Origin of the sequence: Providencia sp. 21OH12SH02B-Prov (assembly GCF_027362595.1) — a bacterium.
In the GTDB taxonomy this organism is placed as follows: Bacteria; Pseudomonadota; Gammaproteobacteria; order Enterobacterales; family Enterobacteriaceae; genus Providencia; species Providencia zhejiangensis.
The window spans coordinates 3,182,823-3,206,035 of record NZ_CP114796.1; the positions used below are offsets into that span (position 1 = coordinate 3,182,823).

Sequence of the window (23,213 nt, forward strand, 5' to 3'; positions counted from 1 at the left end):
TTAGGTTTAACACAATTATTGATCCTTTCTTGATTATCACAAATAACCCGATGAGATAATTAATTTTTAACTCATCATAATTTTAAATTTTTACTGTGAATAATGATGATAAATGAACCCAAACCAGGGTTTTGTGATAGATTAACGCGGTTTTGTGTTAAACGTGACAAATCGCGCCGTTTTTCGTTTAAATTACATCTCACTAACGAGAACACTGTATAATAGCCATGGCGCTGGAAAATAACTGATATAGGAACACTATGCCGAATAGTAGTCTGACTGATTTTAGGCATGTTGTCGCTCTTGGGGGCGGACATGGGCTTGGTCGTGTAATGTCTTCTCTCTCATCTTTAGGTTCTCGATTAACAGGCATTGTTACCACTACCGATAACGGTGGGTCGACTGGTCGTATCCGTCGAGCAGAAGGCGGCATCGCTTGGGGAGATATGCGTAACTGTCTCAACCAACTAATCACAGAACCTTCAATTGCCTCAGCTATGTTCGAATATCGCTTTAGTGGGAATGGTGAACTCTCTGGACATAATTTAGGTAACCTAATGTTAAAGTCATTAGATCACCTCAGTGTTCGCCCCCTTGATGCCATCAATTTGATCCGCAATATGCTAAAAGTGGATGCAAAACTCATTCCTATGTCTGAATCCCCTGTGGATTTGATGGCAATAGATGATATGGGGAATGAAGTCTATGGCGAAGTGAATGTTGATGCTTTAGTTGAATTGCCTCAAGAGCTACGTTTATACCCCAGAGTCAAAGCCACCGCAGAAGCGGTTGAAGCAATTCACCAATCTGACTTGATTTTAATCGGCCCAGGCAGCTTCTTTACTAGCCTAATGCCCTTATTGCTGCTTGATGACATCACCGATGCATTACGTGAATGTAAAGCCCCTATGATTTATATTGGCAACCTTGGTAAAGAACTCAGTACCTCTGCTGCCAGTCTAACCTTAAAAGAAAAGTTACTGATGATGGAACAACATATTGGCTGCCAAAAAATTAATGCCGTCATCGTTGGCCCAAGAACCAATATTGAACCTATTCGCCATGAACGTTTAGTAACACAGCGTGTGTTAGAAGCCGACGATATCCCTTATCGTCACGACCGCAAATTGCTTTTGCGAGCGATTGAAGAAACAGTACAACTACTTTAATCATTCGTATAGCCGTCGACAATTTGCCACTCAAACGCTCTGAAGTTAACCACGAGAAAGGCATCTCGTGGTTAACGTTATCTCATCATGAATTAGCAATAAAACGTTCTCTGAGTTCTTGTAATTGATCGCGAACATTTGCAGCCGCTTCAAATTCCAAGTCTTGAGCATGTTTATACATCTGAGCCTCAAGCTGTGAAATACGTTGCTCCAATTCTTTTGTTGATAGCAATTGGATATCATCGCGATGATCAATTTTCGTATTCTCTTTATTGCGCCCTTTCGATTTTCCGCCCACTTTGTGGCCGATTTGTAGAATATCGCCGACTTTTTTATTCAGCCCTTGAGGAACAATACCATGCTGCTCGTTAAAGGCGATCTGCTTAGCTCGGCGTCGTTCCGTTTCTTTGATGGCTTTTTCCATCGAATTGGTAATTTTATCGCCATACAAAATCGCTTTACCATTTAAGTTACGAGCAGCGCGTCCTATTGTCTGAATCAATGAGCGTTCTGAACGTAAAAAGCCTTCTTTATCCGCGTCCAAAATCGCCACTAGTGAGACCTCTGGCATATCAAGACCTTCTCTAAGCAAGTTGATCCCGACTAAAACATCAAATTCACCAAGCCGTAAATCACGAATAATTTCAACACGTTCAACTGTATCAATATCAGAGTGAAGGTAGCGAACGCGCTCCCCATGCTCTTCAAGGTATTCTGTTAAATCTTCAGCCATCCGTTTTGTCAGTGTGGTGACCAACACACGTTCATTTTTCTGGGCGCGTATGCGAATTTCGGAAAGTAAATCATCAACCTGAGTCGCGACTGGACGCACCTCAATAATGGGATCCAATAATCCTGTTGGCCTAACCACCTGCTCTATCACTTCAGAGCCCGATTTTTCTATCTCGTAGTTACCCGGTGTTGCTGAGACATAAATCGTTTGTGGCGCCAACGCTTCAAACTCTTCAAAGCGCATTGGCCGGTTATCCAGTGCAGAAGGTAAACGGAAACCATATTCTACCAACGTTTCTTTACGAGAACGGTCTCCCTTATACATAGCACCAATTTGTGGAATGGTGACGTGAGATTCATCCACCACCAATAGGCCATCTGCGGGAAGATAATCAAATAAGGTTGGAGGTGGTTCTCCGGGAGCTCGACCAGATAAATAGCGTGAATAGTTTTCAATCCCAGAGCAATAGCCAAGTTCATTCATCATTTCAAGATCGAACTGAGTTCGCTGGGTAATGCGTTGCTCTTCTAAAAGTTTATTATTTTCGAGTAGCACTTTACGTCTATCAGCCAGCTCCACCTTGATTTGCTCCATCGCTTCTAAGATCCGATCTCTAGGAGTGACATAGTGGGTTTTAGGGTAAACGGTAAAACGAGGCACACGATGTTGGATCTGGCCTGTCAAAGGATCAAATAAAGATAGCCGCTCAACTTCTTCATCAAATAATTCAACCCGTAGCGCATATTCATCTGATTCCGCGGGGAAGATATCGATAACTTCACCGCGTACGCGAAATGTTCCCCGAGTAAAAGCTTGATCATTACGTGTATATTGTAGATCCGCTAAGCGGCGCAAAATAGCGCGTTGATCGATAATCATGCCATCGGTTAGATGCAACATCATTTTTAAATAGCTATCCGGATCACCAAGACCATAGATGGCAGAAACAGAAGCCACAACAATCACATCACGTCGTTCCAGTAAGGCCTTTGTGGCTGACAAACGCATTTGTTCAATATGCTCGTTAACAGAGGCATCTTTTTCAATAAAAGTGTCTGAACTCGGAACATAAGCTTCAGGCTGATAATAATCATAATAAGAAACGAAATATTCGACTGCATTATCAGGGAAGAAAGCTTTCATTTCGCTATACAATTGTGCAGCCAACGTCTTGTTGTGTGCCATCAACATGGTTGGACGGTTTTCTTTGGCAATCACATTGGCAATAGTAAAGGTTTTACCTGAACCCGTTACACCAAGTAAGGTTTGATGAGCTAGGCCATCTTCCAACCCTTCAGAAAGCCGACGAATGGCTTCTGGTTGGTCTCCTCCTGGTTGAAAATCAGAATACAATTTAAATACTTTACTCATTACCCACGCCTCTTAAACGATCATTCCCTTATAATACTGGATAAAAAACCAGCTTCAAGTACTGAATTTAAAATTTCTCTAGCACAAATTTTATTGTGGATAGCGTTAGGTTATCCCCAAAATTTTACTTGACCTAACGTTATTTATATATTTTATGCTGATGCCATTTCTGCTCTTATCTCAAATAAAAAATTGCGTATTGATTTTATTTAACTTATTGTATTTCAATATGATTATTTATGAGTCTGAAATCACATCAAATAAAGGCAAAGCCGCTTGTCACCTTGGATACGGTTGTTTTTTTAGATCTAATTCACAAGGTTATCCACAGAAATAGTGGATAACTCTGCAATCCCTTTAAGATAGTGCGTTTCCGTTCTACTCTAAAAACCACATAGACCAAATAAATGACAGAAAAATGGCAATTCAGTGAAAATTTTTTTACGCAGAATTTATCACAAAAACAATATTTATTCTGGTTTACAGGATCAGAGTTGACAAAAATGGCGGATTAACGATCCAGAATCACTTTTTACACTGTACAAACAGAAACATAAAAAATTATTCAGTAAGATCCATGAGATAGAACATGTCATGCTTTAATGGCAACACGGAACATGCAAGTGTCATGGCGAAACAACTGGTGTTCGTCAGTATGTTTCCAACAATACCTGCGAACACTGCAAAACAAAAAATCCACTTTATTGTGGATTTTTTTGGCATTTAAATATTCCCACTCTTTAGCACTCATCACAACGCTGTCAGCAACCGTCTCACATCAATATACTGACCAACATCCAAAAATGTATCGCTATTTTGATAGGGAATTGTACCAAGACATGGGGCATTGATCGTGCGGTGTAACGTCTCTAAATATTCTGCTTGATAGGTTCCTGCTGGCTCGACCTCATTAGCTATCCACCCCACCAATTTTAGTCCTGATTGCGCGATGGCCTGCGCTGTTAACAACGCATGATTAATACAGCCTAACTTGATACCAACAACCATGATCACAGGCAATTGTTGCTCAACCACCCAATCGGCATAACTGTGGTGTGCTGATAGTGGCGTATACCAACCGCCAGCCCCTTCAACTAACACCCATTGGGCTTTTGATTGCAACTGTTTTAATCCATCAGTCATTACCGAAAACGCGATTGGTTGCCCGACTTTTTCACTAATAATATGCGGAGACGTTGGTGCTTCAAATACAATCGGATTCACTTCTTGGTAAGTTAATGGCAGTGTACTGTTTGCCTGTAAAAAGAGTGCGTCACTATTGCGTAGCCCTTGTGCCGTCTGCTCGCTACCTGAAGCGACAGGCTTATAACCCGCAGTTTGATAACCTAATTGATTAGCGGCTTGTAGCAATGCACAACTGGCTACCGTTTTGCCGACTTCAGTATCGGTGCCAGTCACAAAAAAGGTTTTAATCACGATAAATTATTCCAAATACAGTTTGATAAGTCAGTTCTAGGCCGTTCACTGACGCTGGGTAGGCATGTGTGAGTTGCTGTAATCGTTGCCTTGTCATCAATCCACCTTGGCGTCCTGCCGTAAGATGCGTCGCGCCTATCCCTTTTAATGAATTCAACAAGCGAGCTAAATCAGGAAAATACAGTTTATCGGGCTGAAGCAGTAATTGATGCTTCCATGGCTGGCAGCTCGCCGTAATCAGCTCAAAGCTCAAAAACTCATTCACATGTGAATAGCCATCTAACTTAGCCCAAGCTTGTGATAATTCAGACAGTGAGCCTTTCGCAAGAGTCGTAAATACAATAACGCCCCCACTTTTGGTCACTCGATGTAATTCCGTTAACGCTTGTGATAAGTTTGAGCACCACTGGATCGCTAAATTAGAAAAAACGATATCGAAGGTTTGGTCGGCAAAAGGCAGTAATTCCATATCTGCACAAATATATTGTGCAGCGGCCTTTTTATCGCGAGCAACCTCTAACATGCCTAATGACAAATCTAATGCGGTGACTTCAGCGCCTTGTCTTTTGATAATTTGGCTGAAAAATCCCGTTCCACAGCCAACATCAATCACTTTTTTATCACTTAAATTTACCTGCGCTGAGGCTAATAAATCCAATAATTGGTGACCGCTGTTTTGCTGATAATACGCTATCGAATCATAGCGCTTTGCCGCTTTACCAAACGCAGAGGCAATTTTTTGCTTTTCATCACTTAATGGCAAAACCATGTAGCGCCTCCAACAGTTGGTCTATATCTTGTTGGCGATGAGCCGCACTCAGAGTAATGCGTAATCGTGCACTTCCGGGCGGGACAGTAGGCGGGCGGATCGCTTGCACCCAGAGCCCTTTTTGCCGAAGATAATTAGAAAGCTGAATACTGTCATCATTATCACCAACAATGAGCGGTTGGATTGCCATCGATGAATTCGCTAATTGCATACCACTCAACTGACGATTTTTTCTAAAATACGCAATATGCTGATTAAGCCGTTCCCTCTCGTCATCAGCGTTACGGATCTGTTGTAGAGCCGCTGATAGTGCAATAGCCTGAGCCGGTGGCATTGATGTACTATAAATAAGATGGCGAGCTGCTTGGATAAAATAATCTGCGGTAGCTTCATCACACAAAACCGCGGCACCACTCAAACCAAAAGCTTTGCCGAAGGTGACAATCAGCAGTTCGGGTTTAATACCATCAACATCACAACTACCGCGCCCTTCTCGCCCTCGCACGCCAATACCATGTGCATCATCCACCATAAGCCATGCATTATGCTGTGTGGCAAGCCGCTGCAATTCAGTGAGCGGCGCACAGTCACCGTCCATACTAAAAACACCTTCAGTAATGACAAGCGTTTTCCCTTTTGCTGGAGGAGCGAGCAATTTTTCTAGTGATAGCGGGTTATTGTGGGTAAAACGCCGTAAAGTAGCGCGAGATAACATTGCTGCTTCAAGGATCGATGCATGGCTAAGTTTATCGGCTAAAATGCGGTCATCTTGGGTCATCAAAGCGGTGATTACCGCTTGATTTGCCGCAAAACCAGAGATAAAGAGCAGTGCTCTCGGATAGCCTAACCATTCAGACAGCGCATTTTCTAGCTGGTAATGGGCACAAGAGAACCCTGTAACATGCCCTGAACCACCGCTGCCTGTGCCATATTGAGCAGCGCCTTGCTGCCAAGCCTCAATGACTTTGGGATGGTGACTTAGGCCTAAATAATCGTTGCCTGAAAAATTCAGGTACTGATGGCCATCAACCTGCAATTCACGCCCCGTATTATGCTCAACACAGGTTCGTTTGCGCCAAATCGCATTCTGCTGGCGCTGTTTTAACTCTGCTTGAATAAAAGATTGCCAGCTCATTAGATCGCCGCATTGTAAAACTGTTGGTTGTCTGCGGTAAGGATTTTTTCCGCTAAATGCGCGGCTTGTTGATTGTCGCCTTCATTAACCTCAATACGTTCAGGGTTAATATTCAATTTTCTGAATAGTGCTAAATCTTTATTTTCATCTGGGTTTGGTGTCGTGAGTAACTTACAACCATAAAATACTGAATTCGCTCCTGCCATAAAACACAATGCTTGAGTTTGCTCATTCATGTATTCACGCCCAGCAGATAAGCGTACATAAGAGGTTGGCATCATAATACGTGCAACCGCAATAGTTCGAATGAAATCAAATGGATCGACATCGTCGTTATCAGCCATTGGCGTCCCTTCAACCTTCATCAACATGTTGATCGGCACACTTTCAGGCGGCTTAGGTAAATTGGCAAGCTGTACTAATAATGCTGCCCGATCGCTAATTTTTTCTCCTAAACCTAAAATTCCACCAGAACAAACTTTAATGCCGGCATTACGTACATTGTCTAGGGTATCTAAGCGGTCTTGATAAGTTCTCGTGGTAATAATGTTGCCATAGTATTCTGGTGAGGTATCAAGGTTATGATTGTAGTAATCGAGGCCTGCTTGCGCGAGGCGTTGAGCCTGATGATCGTCAATCATGCCCAATGTCATACATGTTTCCATGCCAAGAGATTTTACCTCTTTCACCATCATTTCAAGATAAGGCATATCTCTTTCACGCGGGTTACGCCAAGCGGCCCCCATGCAAAAACGTGTTGATCCTGCTTGCTTAGCTTTTTTTGCTGATTCAAGAACTTGCTGTACTTCCATTAAACGTTCGGTTTCTAAACCTGTTTTATAGCGAGCACTTTGCGCACAATATTTACAATCTTCAGGGCAAGCGCCCGTTTTGATTGACAGTAAAGTACTCACTTGCACCTGCTGTGGATCAAAATGCTGTCGATGCACTTGCTGAGCTTGAAATAGAAGTTCAAAGAAAGGCATAGAAAACAATTCATTAGCCTGTTTAGTTGTCCACTTTTTTAATTCGCTCACGGCAGTTCTCCATCGTAAAAAGTCGTTGCCAGTTTAAATATTGCGGTTATCATGTCAACCAAATTTAATAAAATAAGTTGACAATAAAATAAATGGACAATTCAGATATTGCTTTCGATGCTAAACATATTTGGCATCCCTACACCTCGATGAGCCAGCCAATCCCAGCCTATCCTATTGTTGAGGCGAGAGGGGCAGAACTCATTATGGCTGATGGAAAAAAACTGGTTGATGGTATGTCTTCTTGGTGGGCTGCGATCCACGGCTACAATCACCCTGTGCTCAACCAAGCAGCAACAGAACAACTGCAAAAAATGTCTCATGTGATGTTTGGGGGTATTACGCATCCCCCAGCCGTCAATCTATGCCGTCAACTCGTTGACATCACACCTGAACCTTTAGAATGTGTTTTTCTTGCTGATTCAGGTTCAGTGGCCGTAGAAGTTGCACTAAAAATGGCGCTTCAATACTGGCAAGCGAAAGGAGAAAAACGTCAGCGTATTTTGACGTTACGTCATGGTTATCATGGGGATACCTTCGGTGCGATGGCGGTGTGTGATCCTGACAACTCTATGCATGGCCTCTACAAAGGTTATTTACCTCCGCATATTTTTGTCACAGCCCCCCAATGTGGTTTTCATGACCAATGGGATGATGATGACTTATTACCGATAAAGCAAGCATTGGCAGCGAACCATCGACACATTGCGGCGATAATACTAGAACCGATTGTTCAAGGTGCTGGTGGGATGCGTATTTATCATCCTCAATATCTGAAAGGCGTTCGCGAGCTTTGTGACTACTACGGGATCTTATTGATTGCGGATGAAATCGCCACCGGTTTTGGCCGTACTGGGGCATTATTTGCTTGTAACCATGCTAATATTTCCCCTGATATTATGTGTTTAGGAAAGGCTTTGACTGGCGGCTATATGACACTTTCAGCAACCTTAACCACTCGTCACGTAGCAGAAACGATTAGTGACGGTGAAGCGGGATGCTTTATGCATGGGCCAACCTTTATGGGGAATCCCTTAGCTTGCGCAGTTGCCAACGCGAGTCTGCAATTATTGCGTGAAAGCCCATGGCAGCAAACCATCGCCAATATTGAACAACAACTTTTTCAAGAGCTTACACCACTTGCCCACCATGCCGATGTTAAGCAAGTTCGCGTTTTAGGTGCGATTGGCGTCGTTGAGATGCACCAGTCTGTCAATACTGCTGAGCTACAGAAAAAATTTGTTGCTGAGGGGGTATGGATCCGGCCGTTTGGGCGGCTCATTTATGTCATGCCACCTTATATCATCTCACCAGAACAACTGAGTAAAGTGACAGGGGCAATAAGAAAAGTGATCGAAGGGTAAAAGACCCCTTTATTCGTAAAGGGATCTTTTCATGCAATTTAGCGTGCAAGTACCGTTACCCACATAGGGCCTTTTCCTACTGGGTAGCGGCCAATTTGTGTGAGCTTACCGGTAATTGGGTCGATTTCGCTAACCGAAATACTGTCGGACTTTTGTCCACTCGAAATCAAAAATCGTCCCGTCGCATCGATATTAAATCCACGAGGCTGCTCTTCAGTTGGATAAGTGCCCGCAAAGGTTAATTCACGGCCATCATCAGAAACCAGGAAGTGGCTAATATAACTATCTGAACGCTCACTCGCATAGAGATGACGACCATCTGGCGTAATATGAATATCTGCGGCCCAGCGTTGGCTGTCACTGCCTTGTGGATAGACATTGATATATTGCGTTTGACGATAGCGTGTAAATTTATGGTAGACATTAATCGTCGAATCCAATTCATTAACACAATAAATCACTTTATGCTGAGGGTGGAAAGCCAAATGGCGAGGCCCTGCACCTTGTGCAGCACTAATTTGCTCAGCAGAGGCTTCCGTTAAATAACCGTCAGCATGTAGATCAAATAAACGGATATGATCTTCCCCTAAACAAGGTACCCATAATTGCTGATTGTCTGCATCAACATGTGAAGAGTGCGGGTTACGTAACCCTTCAATAACTTGGATCGCCGTTTGCGGCACACCTGCGCTGTTTATTGGTAATACCGCCAAATTGTGTTGATGGTACGACGGCACAAACAGATACTTACCTGTGTTATCCAATGATAAATGTACTGGTGTACTTGGAATTGAGGTTTCCGCTTTGAAACTTAATGTGCCGTTATCTTCTATACGGTAAGTGATGACGCGAAAGTTGGGTCTTACCCCAATATAAAGATGTTTTTTATCATGGCTTAATACCATTGGCTGTACTTGGCCTGGCGTCGTCACAGTCTGCAACAAAGTAAGTTCACCGACTTCGTTCATAGACCAAACGTGGATCTGATGGCTTTCGGGGCTAGCAATATAGACAACCTGATTCATCCTGTCTCCTTTGTGTTTCATGATAAAGCGCTATTTTGTCATTATGACGGTTAATCTCTAGATACACTAGCGAATAACAATTAATAACGCTTTTTTAACGATATCAAGTTATTAATTTGTCGTAATATGACTAAAACAGTGGATTACCAATAACTTGACTCGATTCGTCAATACGCCACTTTAGTTAATCTCGAATATCCGCTAAGATGGTAAATTATACTCAACCTAGATTATTATCAGGCTAATCAGATTTCCCTTTCTGTTCAGCCTCCGACGTCAAAACCACCATATCGCCATTAAACCATGGCATATGTAACCTCAAATCACGTGGAGCCGTTTATGTCATACCGCGTTATTGCGCTCGATCTCGATGGAACACTACTTGATCCTCAAAAGAAGATTTTACCTGAATCTCTAGCTGCTTTGAATGAAGCACGCCGTCAAGGCGTCAAAGTACTGATTGTGACTGGACGCCATCATGTTGCTATTCACCCTTTCTATCAAGCTCTTAATCTTGATACTCCAGCGATTTGTTGTAACGGAACTTACCTTTATGACTATTTAGGTAAAAAGGTTCTTGCCTCTGATCCAATGACATTAGAGTCAGCAACACAAATGATAGAAAGGCTACGTGATACGGATATTCAACATTTAATGTATGTTGATGATGCAATGTTGTATAACGCGCCGACTGAAGGGATCAAAAGAACCCTTAGCTGGGCAGAAACCTTGCCAGAAGCACAGCGTCCAAATATTCAATTTGTCGAAAATTATGCTGATGTCATGCACGATTATCAATCGATCTGGAAATTTGCGGTAAGCTCCGAAAATCTGGATCAGCTTAAAGAAGTTGTCCATGGCATTGAAACTGATTTCGGTTTGGAGTGTGAATGGTCCTGGGTTGATCAGGTTGATATTGGGCGTAAAGGAAACAGCAAGGGCCTACGTCTCAAACAATGGGTTGAATCACAAGGCATGACCATGGATGATGTAGTTGCTTTTGGCGATAACTTCAATGACTTAAGTATGCTAACGACTGCTGGTCTAGGTGTTGCAATGGGCAATGCGGTCGATGAAATCAAACAACAAGCCAAGCTGGTCACTCGCGATAATACCCAACCGGGCATTGCCGAAGTGATCCGCAAGTATGTTTTGTAATTCCCATCAAGAAAATAATAATAAAGTGATCACTCAAAATACGTTAAGTTTTCACTAGGTTGCAATGGCGCGGATCCTGAGAAATCTATGGCTAGGATCCGTGTTCAGCACCAACAATACTATGACTTGGGGCTTGGAGTATGAAGCGTAATCTGCCGGCTGAGCGAAACACTCTTCACTTGAGCATAAACTTTCCGCCCTTTGCGGATAGAAAGCTCATCGCGCGCCCAGCGAGTAATTCGCGCCCATAAATAGTGCTGCTCCCCTAAATCTAACTTCACGTCAACCTGTTCACCATCTTCTATCCACTCAACAACCTCCGCAGATAAAATATTACGAATACTGCTCACTTGAGGTTTTTCTAACACCAACGAGACATCTGAGGCATCAATGCGTAAACGTAACATGTGGTCTTTTTGAGTATCAATACGTGGGATCCACAGTTTTTGGTGACCTACCGTCACGGCGGTCATTGCATAATCAGGATGGTGACCATGGCAGATCACATTCAGCACACTACTTAATGTTTCTTGCTGCAACCAAGGACGTAATGCACTACTTGCCCATACCTCTTCTAACGGGCCGAAAGCTTTTACTTTCCCTTGTGCCATCACAATCACTTTATCAGCTAAACGTAAAATTTCATCAAGGCTATGGCTCACATACAAAATCGGGATTTTGACATCCTGAGAAAGCCTTTCCAAATACGGTAATAATTCACGTTTACGCGGTAGATCAAGAGAAGCCAAAGGCTCATCCATTAATAAAATTTCAGGGGCTGTTAACAACGCACGACCAATCGCAACACGCTGTTTTTCCCCCCCCGATAGCGTAATTGGAAAACGATTCAGTAATTTTTCGATCCCTAACAAACCCACGATTTCATCAAAACGCCCTTTCATCTCTGGCGCCATCCCGTAACGTAGGTTGTTTTTTACGCGATAATGTGGAAAAAGCCGAGCATCTTGAAACACATAGCCTATATGTCGCTGTTCAGGTGGTAAGCAGATCCCTTTTTCCATATCCACCAATGTGCGCCCATTAAGCACAATACGCCCACGATTCGGCTTGGTTAGCCCCCCAATGACATTGATCAAGGAGGTTTTCCCCGCACCAGACAAGCCAAATACTGCCGTTATGCTTTCTGTGGGTAACTCAGTGTTCACTTCAAGCTGTAAATCACCCAGTGTCTGTGAAAAATCAAGTTGTAACATATCAGGCTACCCCTAATCGCTTTTTACCCCAACGGGTTAGCCATTCTGAAATTAATAGTGAGATCAGTGCGAGCACTATCGCGATAACACACAGACGAGCAGCATCAACTTCTGCTCCCGGTGTTTCAATTAGCGTATACATCGCCAATGGTATCGTTTGAGTTTCACCTGGAATATTTGATACGAAAGTGATCGTGGCACCAAATTCACCTAAAGAACGCGCAAAGGCTAATACCGTACCCACAATAATACCGGGTAAAGAGAGCGGAATAGTGATAGTGAAAAAGACACGTAAAGGTGTCGCCCCTAGCGTTCTAGCGGCCTGTTCTAATTTACGGTCAACAGCCTCAAGCGCTAAACGAATGGCTCTCACCATCAAAGGAAATGCAACAACAGCAGAAGCCAAAGCCGCACCACGCCAACTAAACGTGAAGCTAAACCCAAACCAATGATACAACCACTCACCAATAAATCCACGGCGTCCCATACTGATCAACAGTAAATACCCCACTACCACTGGCGGTAATACCAGTGGTAGATGAATAATACTATCAAGCAGTGTTTTGCCAGGAAAATGGCAACGAACCAATACCCATGCAACTAATATCCCTAGAGGTAGGCTAAAGATCACCGCAACACTAGAGACTTTTAAACTTAGGTAAATCGCTTCCCATTCATAAGCACTTAACATCTGCAATACTATAATCTCTTAACGTGGAGTGAAACCGTAACGTTTGAATACCTCTGATGCCGCTGGCGTTTTCAGATATTCATAAAAGTCACGAGTGGCTTTATTATCTTGATCTTTCACAATAGCCATTGGGTATTCAACGGGTTTATGTGAGTCAGCTGGAAAGATACCGACAACTTTCACTTTTTGACTGGCAACGGCGTCAGAACCATACACGATACCTAAAGGTGCTTCATCGCGTTCAACAAGCGCCATACCGCTGCGTACGTTGTTTGTTCTCGCTAACATGGGATTGACAGTATCCCATGCCCCTAAGTAGTTCAACGCTTCTTTAGCATAAATCCCAACAGGCACATGATCAGGATCACCTACCGCAAGACGTCCGCCATCGAGCAGTTTTTTCCAATCAGTCTGTTTATTGATATCGACTTTTTCAATTTTCGAATCTTTTGGTGCAATAAGCACTAACTCATTACCTAATAAAGTGTAACGGGTATTTTCAACCATTAACTGCTTATCAATAGCATAATCCATCCATTGTTGATCGGCAGAAATAAATAGATTTGCAGGGGCTCCTTGCTCGATTTGGCGTGCAAGCGTTGATGATGATGCATAAGATGAAACCACTTCTACTTTGCTTTCTTTCTGAAATTGCTCAGAGATTTCATTCATCGCATTTGTCAAAGAAGCGGCAGCAAAAACGGTAATCTTCTCCGCAGCAACACTGTGGCTTGCCATTGAAAGCGTTATCGTGGCACCCGCCAGTAACTTAATTAAGCTTTTTTTCATGTTAATCCATCCTAAAATTTAACTGTCCCGTTATATATAACAGGACACAACGATAACTTAAAGTCATAGGATGCATAAAAGTGTGCTAGCGCAATGAATTGACCAAAAATTGGCGTCAATGGCACAAAATGCGGGGAGCCTACACTCAAATCGGATTAGTCAAAGAAAGGATGTTGAGTAGCCTGTTTCTTCACATTATCCGTCAAGAAACAGGCACACTTAAATAAGGAGGGAGAATTATTTATTCTCGGAGTGATGATGCGGAACGTGAGCTTTAGATAACAGGTTAAAGAAAGCCCCAAGGCCATAAATTAGCCCCATAATCAAAAACATCACAACTGGAACCATCAACAGGGCAAAACCCATGCTTTTTAGAATATCTAACATTAAAGCCTCTTCAGTGATACTGTGCCCACCAGCCAACTGATGCGCTGACGAGGGAAAATAAAGCTGAATTTAAATAATAACGTATATAATAGTGATAAAACAGCCACTATTGTAGACAAATTACATTTCAAACGACACACTAAACGTGCTTTTTCATCGCAGTTTCGTTGTTCATGGCGTCGTTCTTAACAGGAAATAGGAAGGGAGATATTTATGCAGGCAGAAATCTTACTCACGCTAAAACTACAAGGAAATTTATTTGCTGACCCTCGCCGAATTTCACTGCTTAAACAAATCAAAGCCACAGGATCGATTAGCCAAGGCGCTAAATTAGCAGGGATCAGCTATAAGAGTGCTTGGGATGCCATCAATGAAATGAATCAGTTGGCGGATGATATTTTAGTTGATAGAGCGACAGGCGGTAAAGGCGGTGGAGGAACAACGCTCACTCATTATGGTGAAAGGCTGTTACAACTTTACGATTTACTAGCACAAATCCAGCAAAAGGCATTCGATGTTCTCAAAGAGGACAATTTCCCCCTTGATAGTCTTCTCGCTGCTATTTCTCGCTTCTCGCTACAAACCAGCGCACGTAACCAATTCTTTGGTACCTTAATTGCAAGAGACCATAGCCAAGTCCAACAACATGTCCAAGTGTTGTTAGCGGATAATAAAACCGTTATTAATGCCGCCTTAACAGAACAGAGTGCCAACCGCCTAGGCCTTGCCGAAGGTAAGGAAGTACTCGCTTTAATTAAAGCACCTTGGGTGAAATTGACTAAGCCGTCAGCAGCAACGGACGAATTTGATAATAAACTTGCAGGTAAAATCACAACACTTGAACGTGGTGACGAAAATAGCGAAGTTATCGTCACCTTATTAGGCGGTGAAACCCTGTGTTCAACACTCAGTAACCAAGAAGTCGATCAACAGCAGCTCCAGATCAATGACGATGTCACCGCCCAATTTAATGCCGATCAAGTGATCATCGCAACGCTTTGCTAATCAAACGCACTTATTTATTGCCACCATCATCCTCAATAAATAAGTGCCCTCATCTTTTTTATGCTTCATTTCTCAGTGAATTATTGACATTGTCCGCAATCATGATTATTTGTGGAGGAGACAGATAGGTAAATATAACATCGATACTCTAGCTAATTCGAGTTGGCAGCCAAAAAGCAAGTTAATGCATCACTAGGCATAAAGACAACAACCTGACTAGTGAGCGGGCGCTTAGCCAATATTATTCATACCGTGCAGCCGCTTGAAGCAGAGGGGTATATAAGAAGGAAGTATTATGGCTTCAATTACTCTGCGTCACAGTAGCTTTAGGCTCAATGACACGCAAACACTGGATATACCTGAATTAACAATTAATCAGCATGAAAACTGGGCATTTATTGGTGCTAATGGCAGTGGTAAATCCTCTCTTGCCAAGGCCTTATCAGGAGAACTGAAGCCGTTATCTGGTATCGTGGAAAATACGTTTAACACCCCCATTCGTCTCTCTTTTGAACAACTGCAAAAAATTATTAATGAAGAATGGCAACGTAATAACACCGACTTACTCGGCGAAAATGAAGATGACACGGGCTATACCGCCGCTGAAATTATTCAACTCCACCATCGAGATAATGAATATTGTTTAGAATTAGCCGCAAAATTTGGTATCAGTGATTTACTCTCTAGGCGCTTTAAATATTTATCTACGGGGGAAACCCGTAAAGTATTACTCTGCCAAACCTTAATGGCACAACCTGATTTATTGGTGCTTGATGAACCTTTCGATGGACTAGACGTCTATTCAAGAAATAATCTTGGCGAGTTGCTATACAGCCTATCTGAAAAAGGGCTAACCATTATATTAGTGCTTAATCGATTTGATGAAATTCCTGATTTTATTGATAACATGGGCGTTTTAGCTGATTGCAAGCTCAGCGTATCGGGAAATCGTGAGTCAGTACTTGCTAACACCCTAATCACTCAGCTGCAACACAGCGAAAACCTTAAACAACTCTCTATCCCTGAAATCGAAGACCCAACCGCACAAATTTCATTAGCAGACGATGTGCCACGCGTTATTTTGCGCAATGGCGTTGTCAGTTATAACGATAAACCTATTTTGCACGGTTTAAACTGGCAAGTTAACCCGAAAGAACATTGGCAAATTATTGGTGAAAACGGGGCGGGAAAATCCACATTATTGAGCTTAATTACAGGTGATCACCCGCAAGGCTACAGTAATGATTTAACTTTATTTGGTCGTCGCCGAGGAACGGGAGAAACCATCTGGGATATCAAACGCCATATTGGTTACGTCAGCAACAGTATTCACCAAGAGTATCGCGTCGCAACTAGCGTGATTAATGTCATTATTTCAGGTTTTCACGACTCTATTGGTTTATATCAAACACCTTCAGATCGCCAAGTACAATTAGCTTATGAATGGCTTGCTTTACTAGGATTTTCCGCACAATCCGCACAACAACCTTTTCATAGCTTATCATGGGGCCAACAACGCCTTGTACTCATTGCACGCGCACTTGTTAAACACCCAACAGTGTTAATTTTAGATGAACCCCTACAAGGGCTTGATGGCTTAAATCGTTTATTAGTACTCCGCTTTATCGATATCATGCTGAACCAAGGTTCGACACAACTGCTGTTTGTCAGCCACCACCAAGAAGATGCGCCTAGCTGTATTACGCATCGACTAAAATTTATTCCCGATAACGGCAAATACCGTTATGACATAGAAGTGGTTGAGCATCATCCCGCTTAATATCATGATAATCAGGGTCGATAATGTGATTTGATGATTTATCGACCTTAATTAATCTAATGATTGGCTTACCTATTCTAAAACAAAAATGTATAACTTCTTTATTTACGTTTACTTGTACAAATACTGTTTCCATATATTGGATTGATGCCTCGAAAAATGAGTCAAAATCATTACACTGTGCCGCTTTCAATAATTCTCAGTACGATTTAGGAGTATTTATGGCCGGCTGGCTTGTCTTGGCTATTTCACTTGCAACACTGGCAACACATCGATTTATCGCCCTATTTTTATTTTTTATTGCGGTCATTATAGTCTTGTTCACTCATGTCCTTAGCTGGCAAGCTATCTTACTGCTTCTTGTCATAACTATGATTGGAATAATTCGCTGGCGTTTTCAATACCATTTAGTCGTCAAAATCGTCAGTGAAATCGCACTGCTCGCCATTGTAGTTGGTCTATTTCTTCATGTATTCCCAGGTTTTAACAACCTCAAATACCTTGATAAGGTTATTGTCGGTGAGCAAAGCGCCCCTTTTACCCTGTATTTAAATTTCGACAAGGCAATAGTGCCTGTTGCTTTATTATTTTGTCTGCCTAATCTATTTTCTACTCAACCACTTAAAACCGCTAAACCTTGGCAATGGTGGATTTTAATATCCGCCGTTCCTGCATTACTGATTATTGCCGCGATCAGTGGAGGAATTGATGTTGAATGGCATTTCCCCACATGGCTGCCGATATTTATGATCAGTAATCTGTTGTTTGTCTCACTCGCTGAAGAGGCGCTCTTTCGCGGTTACTTACAACAACGATTCACCCAATGGCTAGGCTCCCCCTACCTAGCACTCATGCTCAGTGCCCTACTTTTCGGTGCAGCACACGCCGCTGGAGGCCCTTTATTGATCCTCTTTGCCACCCTTGCGGGGATTATCTATGGTTTAGCGTGGATGTGGAGTGGAAAATTATGGCTTGCTGTATCGTTTCACTTCGGGTTAAATCTATTACATCTATTGTTTTTTACTTACCCAGTCAAAATGGTCTCTGGATGAAAAATAAGCATAGAAGAGGATATTTTGCGGCTTCATCAGCGAAATTTTTGTCTAGTTAACGCGCTTACCATCACTTTTTTGATTTGGTTTGGGTAAAACATCAGTTGTGACTAGCGTTCGGATTGACTATCCCTATAATGTAGGTCAGCAATGATTCATTTTAATTTGAATGTACTGATAGGAGTTTAAGCTATGGCTGTAACTAAACTGGTTTTGGTAAGACACGGTGAGAGTGAGTGGAACAAAGAGAACCGTTTCACTGGCTGGACTGATGTTGAACTGTCAGACAAAGGCCGTGAAGAAGCAAAAATTGCAGGTCAACAGTTGAAAGAAGAAGGTTTTGTCTTTGATTTCGCATATACCTCAGTTCTGAAACGTGCTATCCATACTTTATGGAATATCCTTGATCAGGTTGATCAGCAATGGCTGCCTGTTGAAAAAAGCTGGAAACTGAACGAGCGTCACTATGGTGCACTACAAGGCCTAGATAAGTCTGAGACTGCGGCGAAATATGGTGATGAGCAAGTTAAATTATGGCGTCGTGGTTTCGCAATCACGCCTCCTGAGCTGACTAAAGATGATGAGCGTTACCCTGGTCATGACCCACGCTATGCAAAACTATCAAGCGATGAACTGCCAGTGACTGAAAGCTTAGCAACCACCATCGAGCGTGTTGTTCCTTACTGGGAGCAAGAGATCAAACCACGTGTTGCAGCAGGTGAAAAAGTGATTATTGCCGCTCACGGTAACTCACTACGTGCACTGGTAAAATACTTGGATAACATGGGTGAAGAAGAAATTCTCAACCTGAATATTCCAACCGCTGTCCCTTTGGTTTATGAGTTTGATGAAAACATGAAACCAATCAAGCATTACTATCTTGGTAACCAAGAAGAAATCGCGGCTAAACAAGCTGCGGTTGCCAACCAAGGAAAAGCGAAATAATTAACGCTTTATCCCACGTTGTCAACAACCTAAAGGGTTGGCAAATGCCAACCCTTTATATACGACATATCCCAATGAATAACAATGAGTTAATGTTTAAAACAGATATCTCACGCCCAGCACTAGCTCTTGTGATTTAAGATGCGCCTTCATTTGTTCATCCTGTAGGCCACGGGCATTAGCAAAATTGTTCATTCCACTTTCGATCTTACCTAAATCAATATAACGGTAGCCTAAATCAAAATTCAGTCTTTCAATAGGCTCATAGCTGACACCCGCCCCAAGAGAGTATGCTAAGTTAGTATCGGTGTTACTGCCATATTGGCGTGAAGGGTTGCCTTGCCACCCTGAAGATTTCACTTTTGCAATACCGATACCCGCTGTACCGTACACTGAAACCCCTTGATGGATTTCATAGTCACGATAAACATTCAACATTAAGCGCTGTGATTCCGTTTTATGATGGTTAAAGCTTGTCGAAAAAATTGATGAACCACTCGTGTATTCTGCCTTTTTATTAAAGGTATATTCAGCTTCTGTACGCCAGCCATTACCATACTGATAACCCGCTGCCAGTGAAGCATTATAAAAATCATCTTTATCATCGCCCGAAACAAACTGACCAATTCCTGGGCGAAGACTCGTATCCATGCTATCCGCTTTTTGCCACACTTTCGCGAGTCGTGCAGCTCCGTAATATCCCTCGTGACCTGTTGATGCAATAGCACTACCAATCGAACTAATCAAAGCAAAGGCTAAAGATACAATTTGTACTTTTTTCATTAAATAATCCTATTTAGTTATAATTCCAGATAGTGATTATTTAGCTTAAGTCAAATTAAAGATAGGTGACTTTTTTGAACGATTTGTTCATTTTTATTGAAAAAACAAAATTAAAATCTTGGAAGAAGATAATGTAAAGAATATAAAAAACGAGTAATCTCAGAACATTGATGATTAGGAATGTTCTTAAATATTGATTTTCTTGATTAACCCAAATAATGATAGAAAAAAACCCACCTAGTGGGTTGCGTTTTTTTCTGCCTACCATCAAAGAGTGCCAATAAATTTCGATTTATCGCGATAGCACTCGACACCCTACTTTTTTATGGCACAATTTATTTAATGATGAACTAATTGAGAATTTTATGAATAAATTCAATCTCTATGTTTGGGTTGGGCTGGCGCTTAATATTTCACTACTTGGCTCACTGCTGTATATGCTCCAAACAGGTGAACTGATTATTGATGGCTCTGACGGCGCCCAAAATGCACATTTAATGAGAATATTAATGATCATTGCGTGCGTTAGCTTTCCAATCCAGCTGATCAGCATGATGATCATGAGCTACAAACCCAGAGTTGCGATTGGTGTCGCGCTAATAAGTAGCTTAGCACTCATGCCAATCACGATTGTTTTCCTTTGTGGCATGATCTTTTCGGCGATACGTTGGCGTTTCCATCAACTGGAAAGCGTTGATCCAACCATCAAAGTTGATTTCGATACCAACCTTGTCTTTAACAATCGACATAATACACTGCGGGCCATCATCGTTGGCGTACTCGGCGCGGTATTCGTGGTTTTGAGTCAAAGCTTAGGAATGTTCTTGATAGTCCTTGCGATTCTGCTATTTATTTTGGGAAAACGCATTCATGGCACACCTTACGTAGCAACCAAAGGTAGCTATTTTTATATCCGCCCCAGTTTATTTAGTCTCTATTACCGAATCCCATTAAAAGATGTTACTTACTTAAGACACGAAAAAAATACTGTTTTATTGCAAGCTCAAGCAGGACAAGGTAGCCAAAACATGATTCCTTTATCCATTTCACTGTCCCATTTAAGCGAAGAGGATAAAAACAAGTTGGGTGAAATATTAGAAAAAGTCGCTCATTAACCGATAACCCCCCCTACAAAGCAAAAAGCCCGTGTCGCAAAATACACGGGCTTTTCTTTCGTATTACCGCTATCAGCCAGTTACTTCTGACGACGAGCAATCACAGCATCAGATAATTGACGTAGTACTTTTTCAGTATCATCCCACCCAATGCATGCATCTGTAACGCTTTTACCATAAACCAGTGGCTCACCAGAATCTAAGCTTTGGTTTCCTTCTACAAGATGACTTTCGATCATCACCCCTGTGATAGAACGATCGCCTTGGCGTAATTGTTCACTTACATCATCAGCCACAATCATCTGCTTCTCAAACTTCTTACTACTGTTAGCATGGCTGAAATCAATCATAATGCTTGGCGTTAGCCCTGCGTTGGCTAGCCCTTCACGTACCGCTTTAACATGCTCTGCGCTATAATTAGGCTCTTTACCACCACGCAAAATAATGTGGCAATCCTGATTACCACTCGTATTCACGATAGCTGAATGGCCCCATTTGGTGACAGATAAGAAACAATGCGGCGAACGTGCAGAGTTAATTGCATCAATAGCAATTTTAATTGTGCCATCGGTCCCGTTTTTAAAACCGACAGGACAAGAAAGACCCGATGCGAGTTCTCGGTGAACTTGGGACTCCGTCGTACGTGCACCAATTGCTCCCCAGCTCATTAAATCAGCAACATATTGTGGGCTGATCATATCCAAAAACTCACCCGCCGTTGGTAGCCCCTGATCATTAATTTTGACCAATAGCTCACGAGCAATACGCAATCCTTCATTAATATCAAAGCTATTATCCATATGAGGATCATTAATTAGCCCTTTCCAGCCCACAGTGGTGCGTGGTTTTTCAAAATACACGCGCATCACGATTTCAAGTGAACCTTTAAGTTCTTCTCTTAATTTATTCAGGCGCTCAGCATATTCTAGAGCCGCTTTAGTATCATGAATAGAGCAAGGGCCAATCACAACAACAAGGCGATCATCTTCGCCTGACAAGATATTATGGATGGCGAGACGTGCTTCATGAACGGTAAACGCCGCTTTATCTGTTGCAGGAAACTTCTCCAGCAATGCAATAGGTGGCAATAATTCTTTTATTTGTTTAATTCTGACGTCATCGTTCTGATAATTCATACCCGTTAATCCAATGTTTATTTTTTTATACTGATGATTTACATACCCTATGGATCCCAATAGCAGAGCGATGGTAAACACTTACTTTAAGCGAAAAGATAATAATAAAATCCTTTTACCACTAACAAAGCTGCGATTAGAAAGACGGCAGGTATCGAAATTTTAATCTAACCGTTCAGCCGCCTTCTGTAAACAGCTAAACATGGTATGAAATTATCACTTTTAGGCTTTAAGATTATAAAATGAGGCTAAAGTCAATTAAATGGCGTAATAGCCCCATTTTTAGGATGATTTTTAGAGGAAAAAGAAACAAAAACGGCAAAACATCGATAATGTTACTTTCACCGTTTTATGATTAAATTTTGTCATGATGAGCGAGAAAGTGGCGCTGAACCATTTTGCTTCGCTGATTTCACCCACAATCTTGAACCATTCAACGCAATGCCTAGTAAGATTAAGTACTCTAAAGACATCGCATATACGCCTTGCTTATAGAATACAACAATACTAATCACGTTAATGATTACCCATAAAAGCCAGTTTTCAACATATTTGCGAGTCATTAGGACCATCGCTACCACAGATAAGACCGTCATAGTTGAATCCCAGAATGGAAACGCATCCGGTTCTAAGGCAGGTAACTGCAAGTTAGCGCCAAATAAATTTAATACGTCAACAGCCCATGTCGCCAATACCCCGAAAACCCTATCAATATTGTAAGTTAAGTAAGCGATTACTAACACAGAGACTAATAACGTTATCATTGCTTTCGGTAAACTCAGCCAACGAATTTTTAACTCCGTTTGCTGCTGATTATCAACACGGCTCCATGCGTACCAGCCATAGATATTCGCGATGAAGAAAAACACCTGTAACAGCAAGTTAGCGTAGAGTTGAATTTGAAAAAAGATCACCGCAAACAAGGTGACGTTGATTAACCCAAAAAAGTAATTGATGGTCTTTTCAAAACTGGCCAACAGAATGCATAATAACCCCGCAATCGTCCCTACCGCTTCGATATATGACAACTCATAAATACTACTCCACAACGGAATAGTGACTAAAATATTACTTGTGCTAAAGAAATCCATCCCAAAATCCTTATATTCATCATGTGT

Annotated in this window: 22 protein-coding genes; 9 read left to right on the forward strand and 13 right to left on the reverse strand. The window is 42.0% G+C overall.

Annotated elements, in window-relative coordinates; all coding sequences use genetic code 11:
- Positions 1–260 precede the first annotated feature (260 nt).
- Positions 261–1,169, forward strand: a complete 909-nt coding sequence (yvcK, locus tag O7C57_RS14875) for a uridine diphosphate-N-acetylglucosamine-binding protein YvcK (protein WP_269723287.1) — start codon at positions 261–263, stop codon at positions 1,167–1,169.
- Positions 1,170–1,254: 85 nt separating this feature from the next.
- Here yvcK and uvrB read toward each other — a convergent pair whose 3' ends face one another.
- The gene (gene uvrB, locus O7C57_RS14880; RefSeq protein ID WP_154624709.1) at positions 1,255–3,273 is read right to left on the reverse strand and encodes an excinuclease ABC subunit UvrB; all 2,019 of its coding nucleotides are present in this window, start codon (positions 3,271–3,273) and stop codon (positions 1,255–1,257) included.
- A gap of 589 nt (positions 3,274–3,862) precedes the next feature.
- Between uvrB and O7C57_RS14885 the strand changes: the two genes are divergently transcribed.
- Entirely contained in the window at positions 3,863–4,000 is a 138-nt protein-coding gene (locus O7C57_RS14885; RefSeq protein ID WP_269723288.1) for a hypothetical protein, read from the forward strand.
- 23 nt (positions 4,001–4,023) lie between these two features.
- On the opposite strand, the gene bioD is transcribed toward O7C57_RS14885, so the two are convergent.
- Genes bioD through bioB form a run of 4 tightly spaced genes read right to left on the reverse strand, consistent with a single transcriptional unit; the run spans position 4,024 to position 7,651 of the window.
- Positions 4,024–4,710 (reverse strand): dethiobiotin synthase, encoded by a 687-nt coding sequence (gene bioD / locus O7C57_RS14890; protein WP_247046989.1) that lies wholly within the window; start codon positions 4,708–4,710, stop codon positions 4,024–4,026.
- Entirely contained in the window at positions 4,703–5,479 is a 777-nt protein-coding gene (gene bioC, locus O7C57_RS14895; RefSeq protein ID WP_163862731.1) for a malonyl-ACP O-methyltransferase BioC, read from the reverse strand. Before bioC ends, bioD begins: the two co-directional genes overlap by 8 nt.
- Positions 5,460–6,614, reverse strand: coding sequence for an 8-amino-7-oxononanoate synthase (gene bioF / locus O7C57_RS14900; RefSeq protein WP_269723289.1), 1,155 nt, complete (start codon positions 6,612–6,614; stop codon positions 5,460–5,462). The genes bioC and bioF overlap by 20 nt, the downstream gene beginning before the upstream one ends.
- Positions 6,614–7,651, reverse strand: coding sequence for a biotin synthase BioB (bioB, locus tag O7C57_RS14905; protein WP_163862735.1), 1,038 nt, complete (start codon positions 7,649–7,651; stop codon positions 6,614–6,616). Before bioB ends, bioF begins: the two co-directional genes overlap by 1 nt.
- 92 nt (positions 7,652–7,743) lie before the next feature.
- Between bioB and bioA the strand changes: the two genes are divergently transcribed.
- A complete protein-coding gene (bioA, locus tag O7C57_RS14910; RefSeq protein WP_269723290.1) occupies positions 7,744–9,015 on the forward strand; it encodes an adenosylmethionine--8-amino-7-oxononanoate transaminase in 1,272 nt (423 codons plus the stop codon).
- A gap of 38 nt (positions 9,016–9,053) precedes the next feature.
- On the opposite strand, the gene pgl is transcribed toward bioA, so the two are convergent.
- Positions 9,054–10,040 (reverse strand): 6-phosphogluconolactonase, encoded by a 987-nt coding sequence (gene pgl / locus O7C57_RS14915; protein ID WP_269723291.1) that lies wholly within the window; start codon positions 10,038–10,040, stop codon positions 9,054–9,056.
- A 339-nt stretch (positions 10,041–10,379) separates the two neighbouring features.
- On the opposite strand from pgl, the gene O7C57_RS14920 reads away from it, so the two are divergent.
- The gene (locus tag O7C57_RS14920) at positions 10,380–11,198 is read left to right on the forward strand and encodes a pyridoxal phosphatase (RefSeq protein WP_154624704.1); all 819 of its coding nucleotides are present in this window, start codon (positions 10,380–10,382) and stop codon (positions 11,196–11,198) included.
- A gap of 119 nt (positions 11,199–11,317) precedes the next feature.
- Here O7C57_RS14920 and modC read toward each other — a convergent pair whose 3' ends face one another.
- The 4 genes from modC to O7C57_RS14940 form a co-directional block, all read right to left on the reverse strand.
- Positions 11,318–12,412 carry a molybdenum ABC transporter ATP-binding protein ModC gene (gene modC, locus O7C57_RS14925; RefSeq protein ID WP_251464551.1) on the reverse strand — a complete coding sequence of 365 codons (1,095 nt, stop codon included), beginning with the start codon at positions 12,410–12,412 and terminating at the stop codon, positions 11,318–11,320.
- A 1-nt stretch (position 12,413) separates the two neighbouring features.
- Positions 12,414–13,103: a molybdate ABC transporter permease subunit gene (modB, locus tag O7C57_RS14930; RefSeq protein WP_154624721.1), complete on the reverse strand. Its 690-nt coding sequence runs from the start codon at positions 13,101–13,103 to the stop codon at positions 12,414–12,416.
- An 18-nt stretch (positions 13,104–13,121) separates the two neighbouring features.
- Positions 13,122–13,841: a molybdate ABC transporter substrate-binding protein gene (gene modA / locus O7C57_RS14935; protein WP_231131863.1), complete on the reverse strand. Its 720-nt coding sequence runs from the start codon at positions 13,839–13,841 to the stop codon at positions 13,122–13,124.
- Between the two features lie 288 nt (positions 13,842–14,129).
- Complete coding sequence (locus O7C57_RS14940; protein WP_154624701.1) at positions 14,130–14,279, reverse strand: AcrZ family multidrug efflux pump-associated protein; 150 nt, start codon at positions 14,277–14,279, stop codon at positions 14,130–14,132.
- A 213-nt stretch (positions 14,280–14,492) separates the two neighbouring features.
- Between O7C57_RS14940 and modE the strand changes: the two genes are divergently transcribed.
- From modE to gpmA, 4 genes are all read left to right on the forward strand, one after another.
- Entirely contained in the window at positions 14,493–15,284 is a 792-nt protein-coding gene (gene modE / locus O7C57_RS14945; RefSeq protein ID WP_269723292.1) for a molybdenum-dependent transcriptional regulator, read from the forward strand.
- 295 nt (positions 15,285–15,579) lie between these two features.
- A complete protein-coding gene (gene modF / locus O7C57_RS14950) occupies positions 15,580–17,064 on the forward strand; it encodes a molybdate ABC transporter ATP-binding protein ModF (protein ID WP_154624699.1) in 1,485 nt (494 codons plus the stop codon).
- A 221-nt stretch (positions 17,065–17,285) separates the two neighbouring features.
- On the forward strand, positions 17,286–18,116 hold the full coding sequence (locus O7C57_RS14955) for a CPBP family intramembrane glutamic endopeptidase (protein WP_269723293.1): 831 nt from the start codon (positions 17,286–17,288) through the stop codon (positions 18,114–18,116).
- A 192-nt stretch (positions 18,117–18,308) separates the two neighbouring features.
- On the forward strand, positions 18,309–19,061 hold the full coding sequence (gpmA, locus tag O7C57_RS14960; protein ID WP_154624697.1) for a 2,3-diphosphoglycerate-dependent phosphoglycerate mutase: 753 nt from the start codon (positions 18,309–18,311) through the stop codon (positions 19,059–19,061).
- Positions 19,062–19,157: 96 nt separating this feature from the next.
- Here gpmA and O7C57_RS14965 read toward each other — a convergent pair whose 3' ends face one another.
- Positions 19,158–19,844 (reverse strand): outer membrane protein, encoded by a 687-nt coding sequence (locus O7C57_RS14965; protein ID WP_154624696.1) that lies wholly within the window; start codon positions 19,842–19,844, stop codon positions 19,158–19,160.
- 365 nt (positions 19,845–20,209) lie between these two features.
- On the opposite strand from O7C57_RS14965, the gene O7C57_RS14970 reads away from it, so the two are divergent.
- Positions 20,210–20,959: a hypothetical protein gene (locus O7C57_RS14970; RefSeq protein WP_154624695.1), complete on the forward strand. Its 750-nt coding sequence runs from the start codon at positions 20,210–20,212 to the stop codon at positions 20,957–20,959.
- Between the two features lie 80 nt (positions 20,960–21,039).
- Here the strand turns inward: O7C57_RS14970 and aroG are convergent, their stop codons facing one another.
- Positions 21,040–22,095 carry a 3-deoxy-7-phosphoheptulonate synthase AroG gene (aroG, locus tag O7C57_RS14975; protein ID WP_154624694.1) on the reverse strand — a complete coding sequence of 352 codons (1,056 nt, stop codon included), beginning with the start codon at positions 22,093–22,095 and terminating at the stop codon, positions 21,040–21,042.
- 365 nt (positions 22,096–22,460) lie between these two features.
- On the reverse strand, positions 22,461–23,186 hold the full coding sequence (pnuC, locus tag O7C57_RS14980) for a nicotinamide riboside transporter PnuC (protein ID WP_154624693.1): 726 nt from the start codon (positions 23,184–23,186) through the stop codon (positions 22,461–22,463).
- Positions 23,187–23,213: the final 27 nt, after the last annotated feature.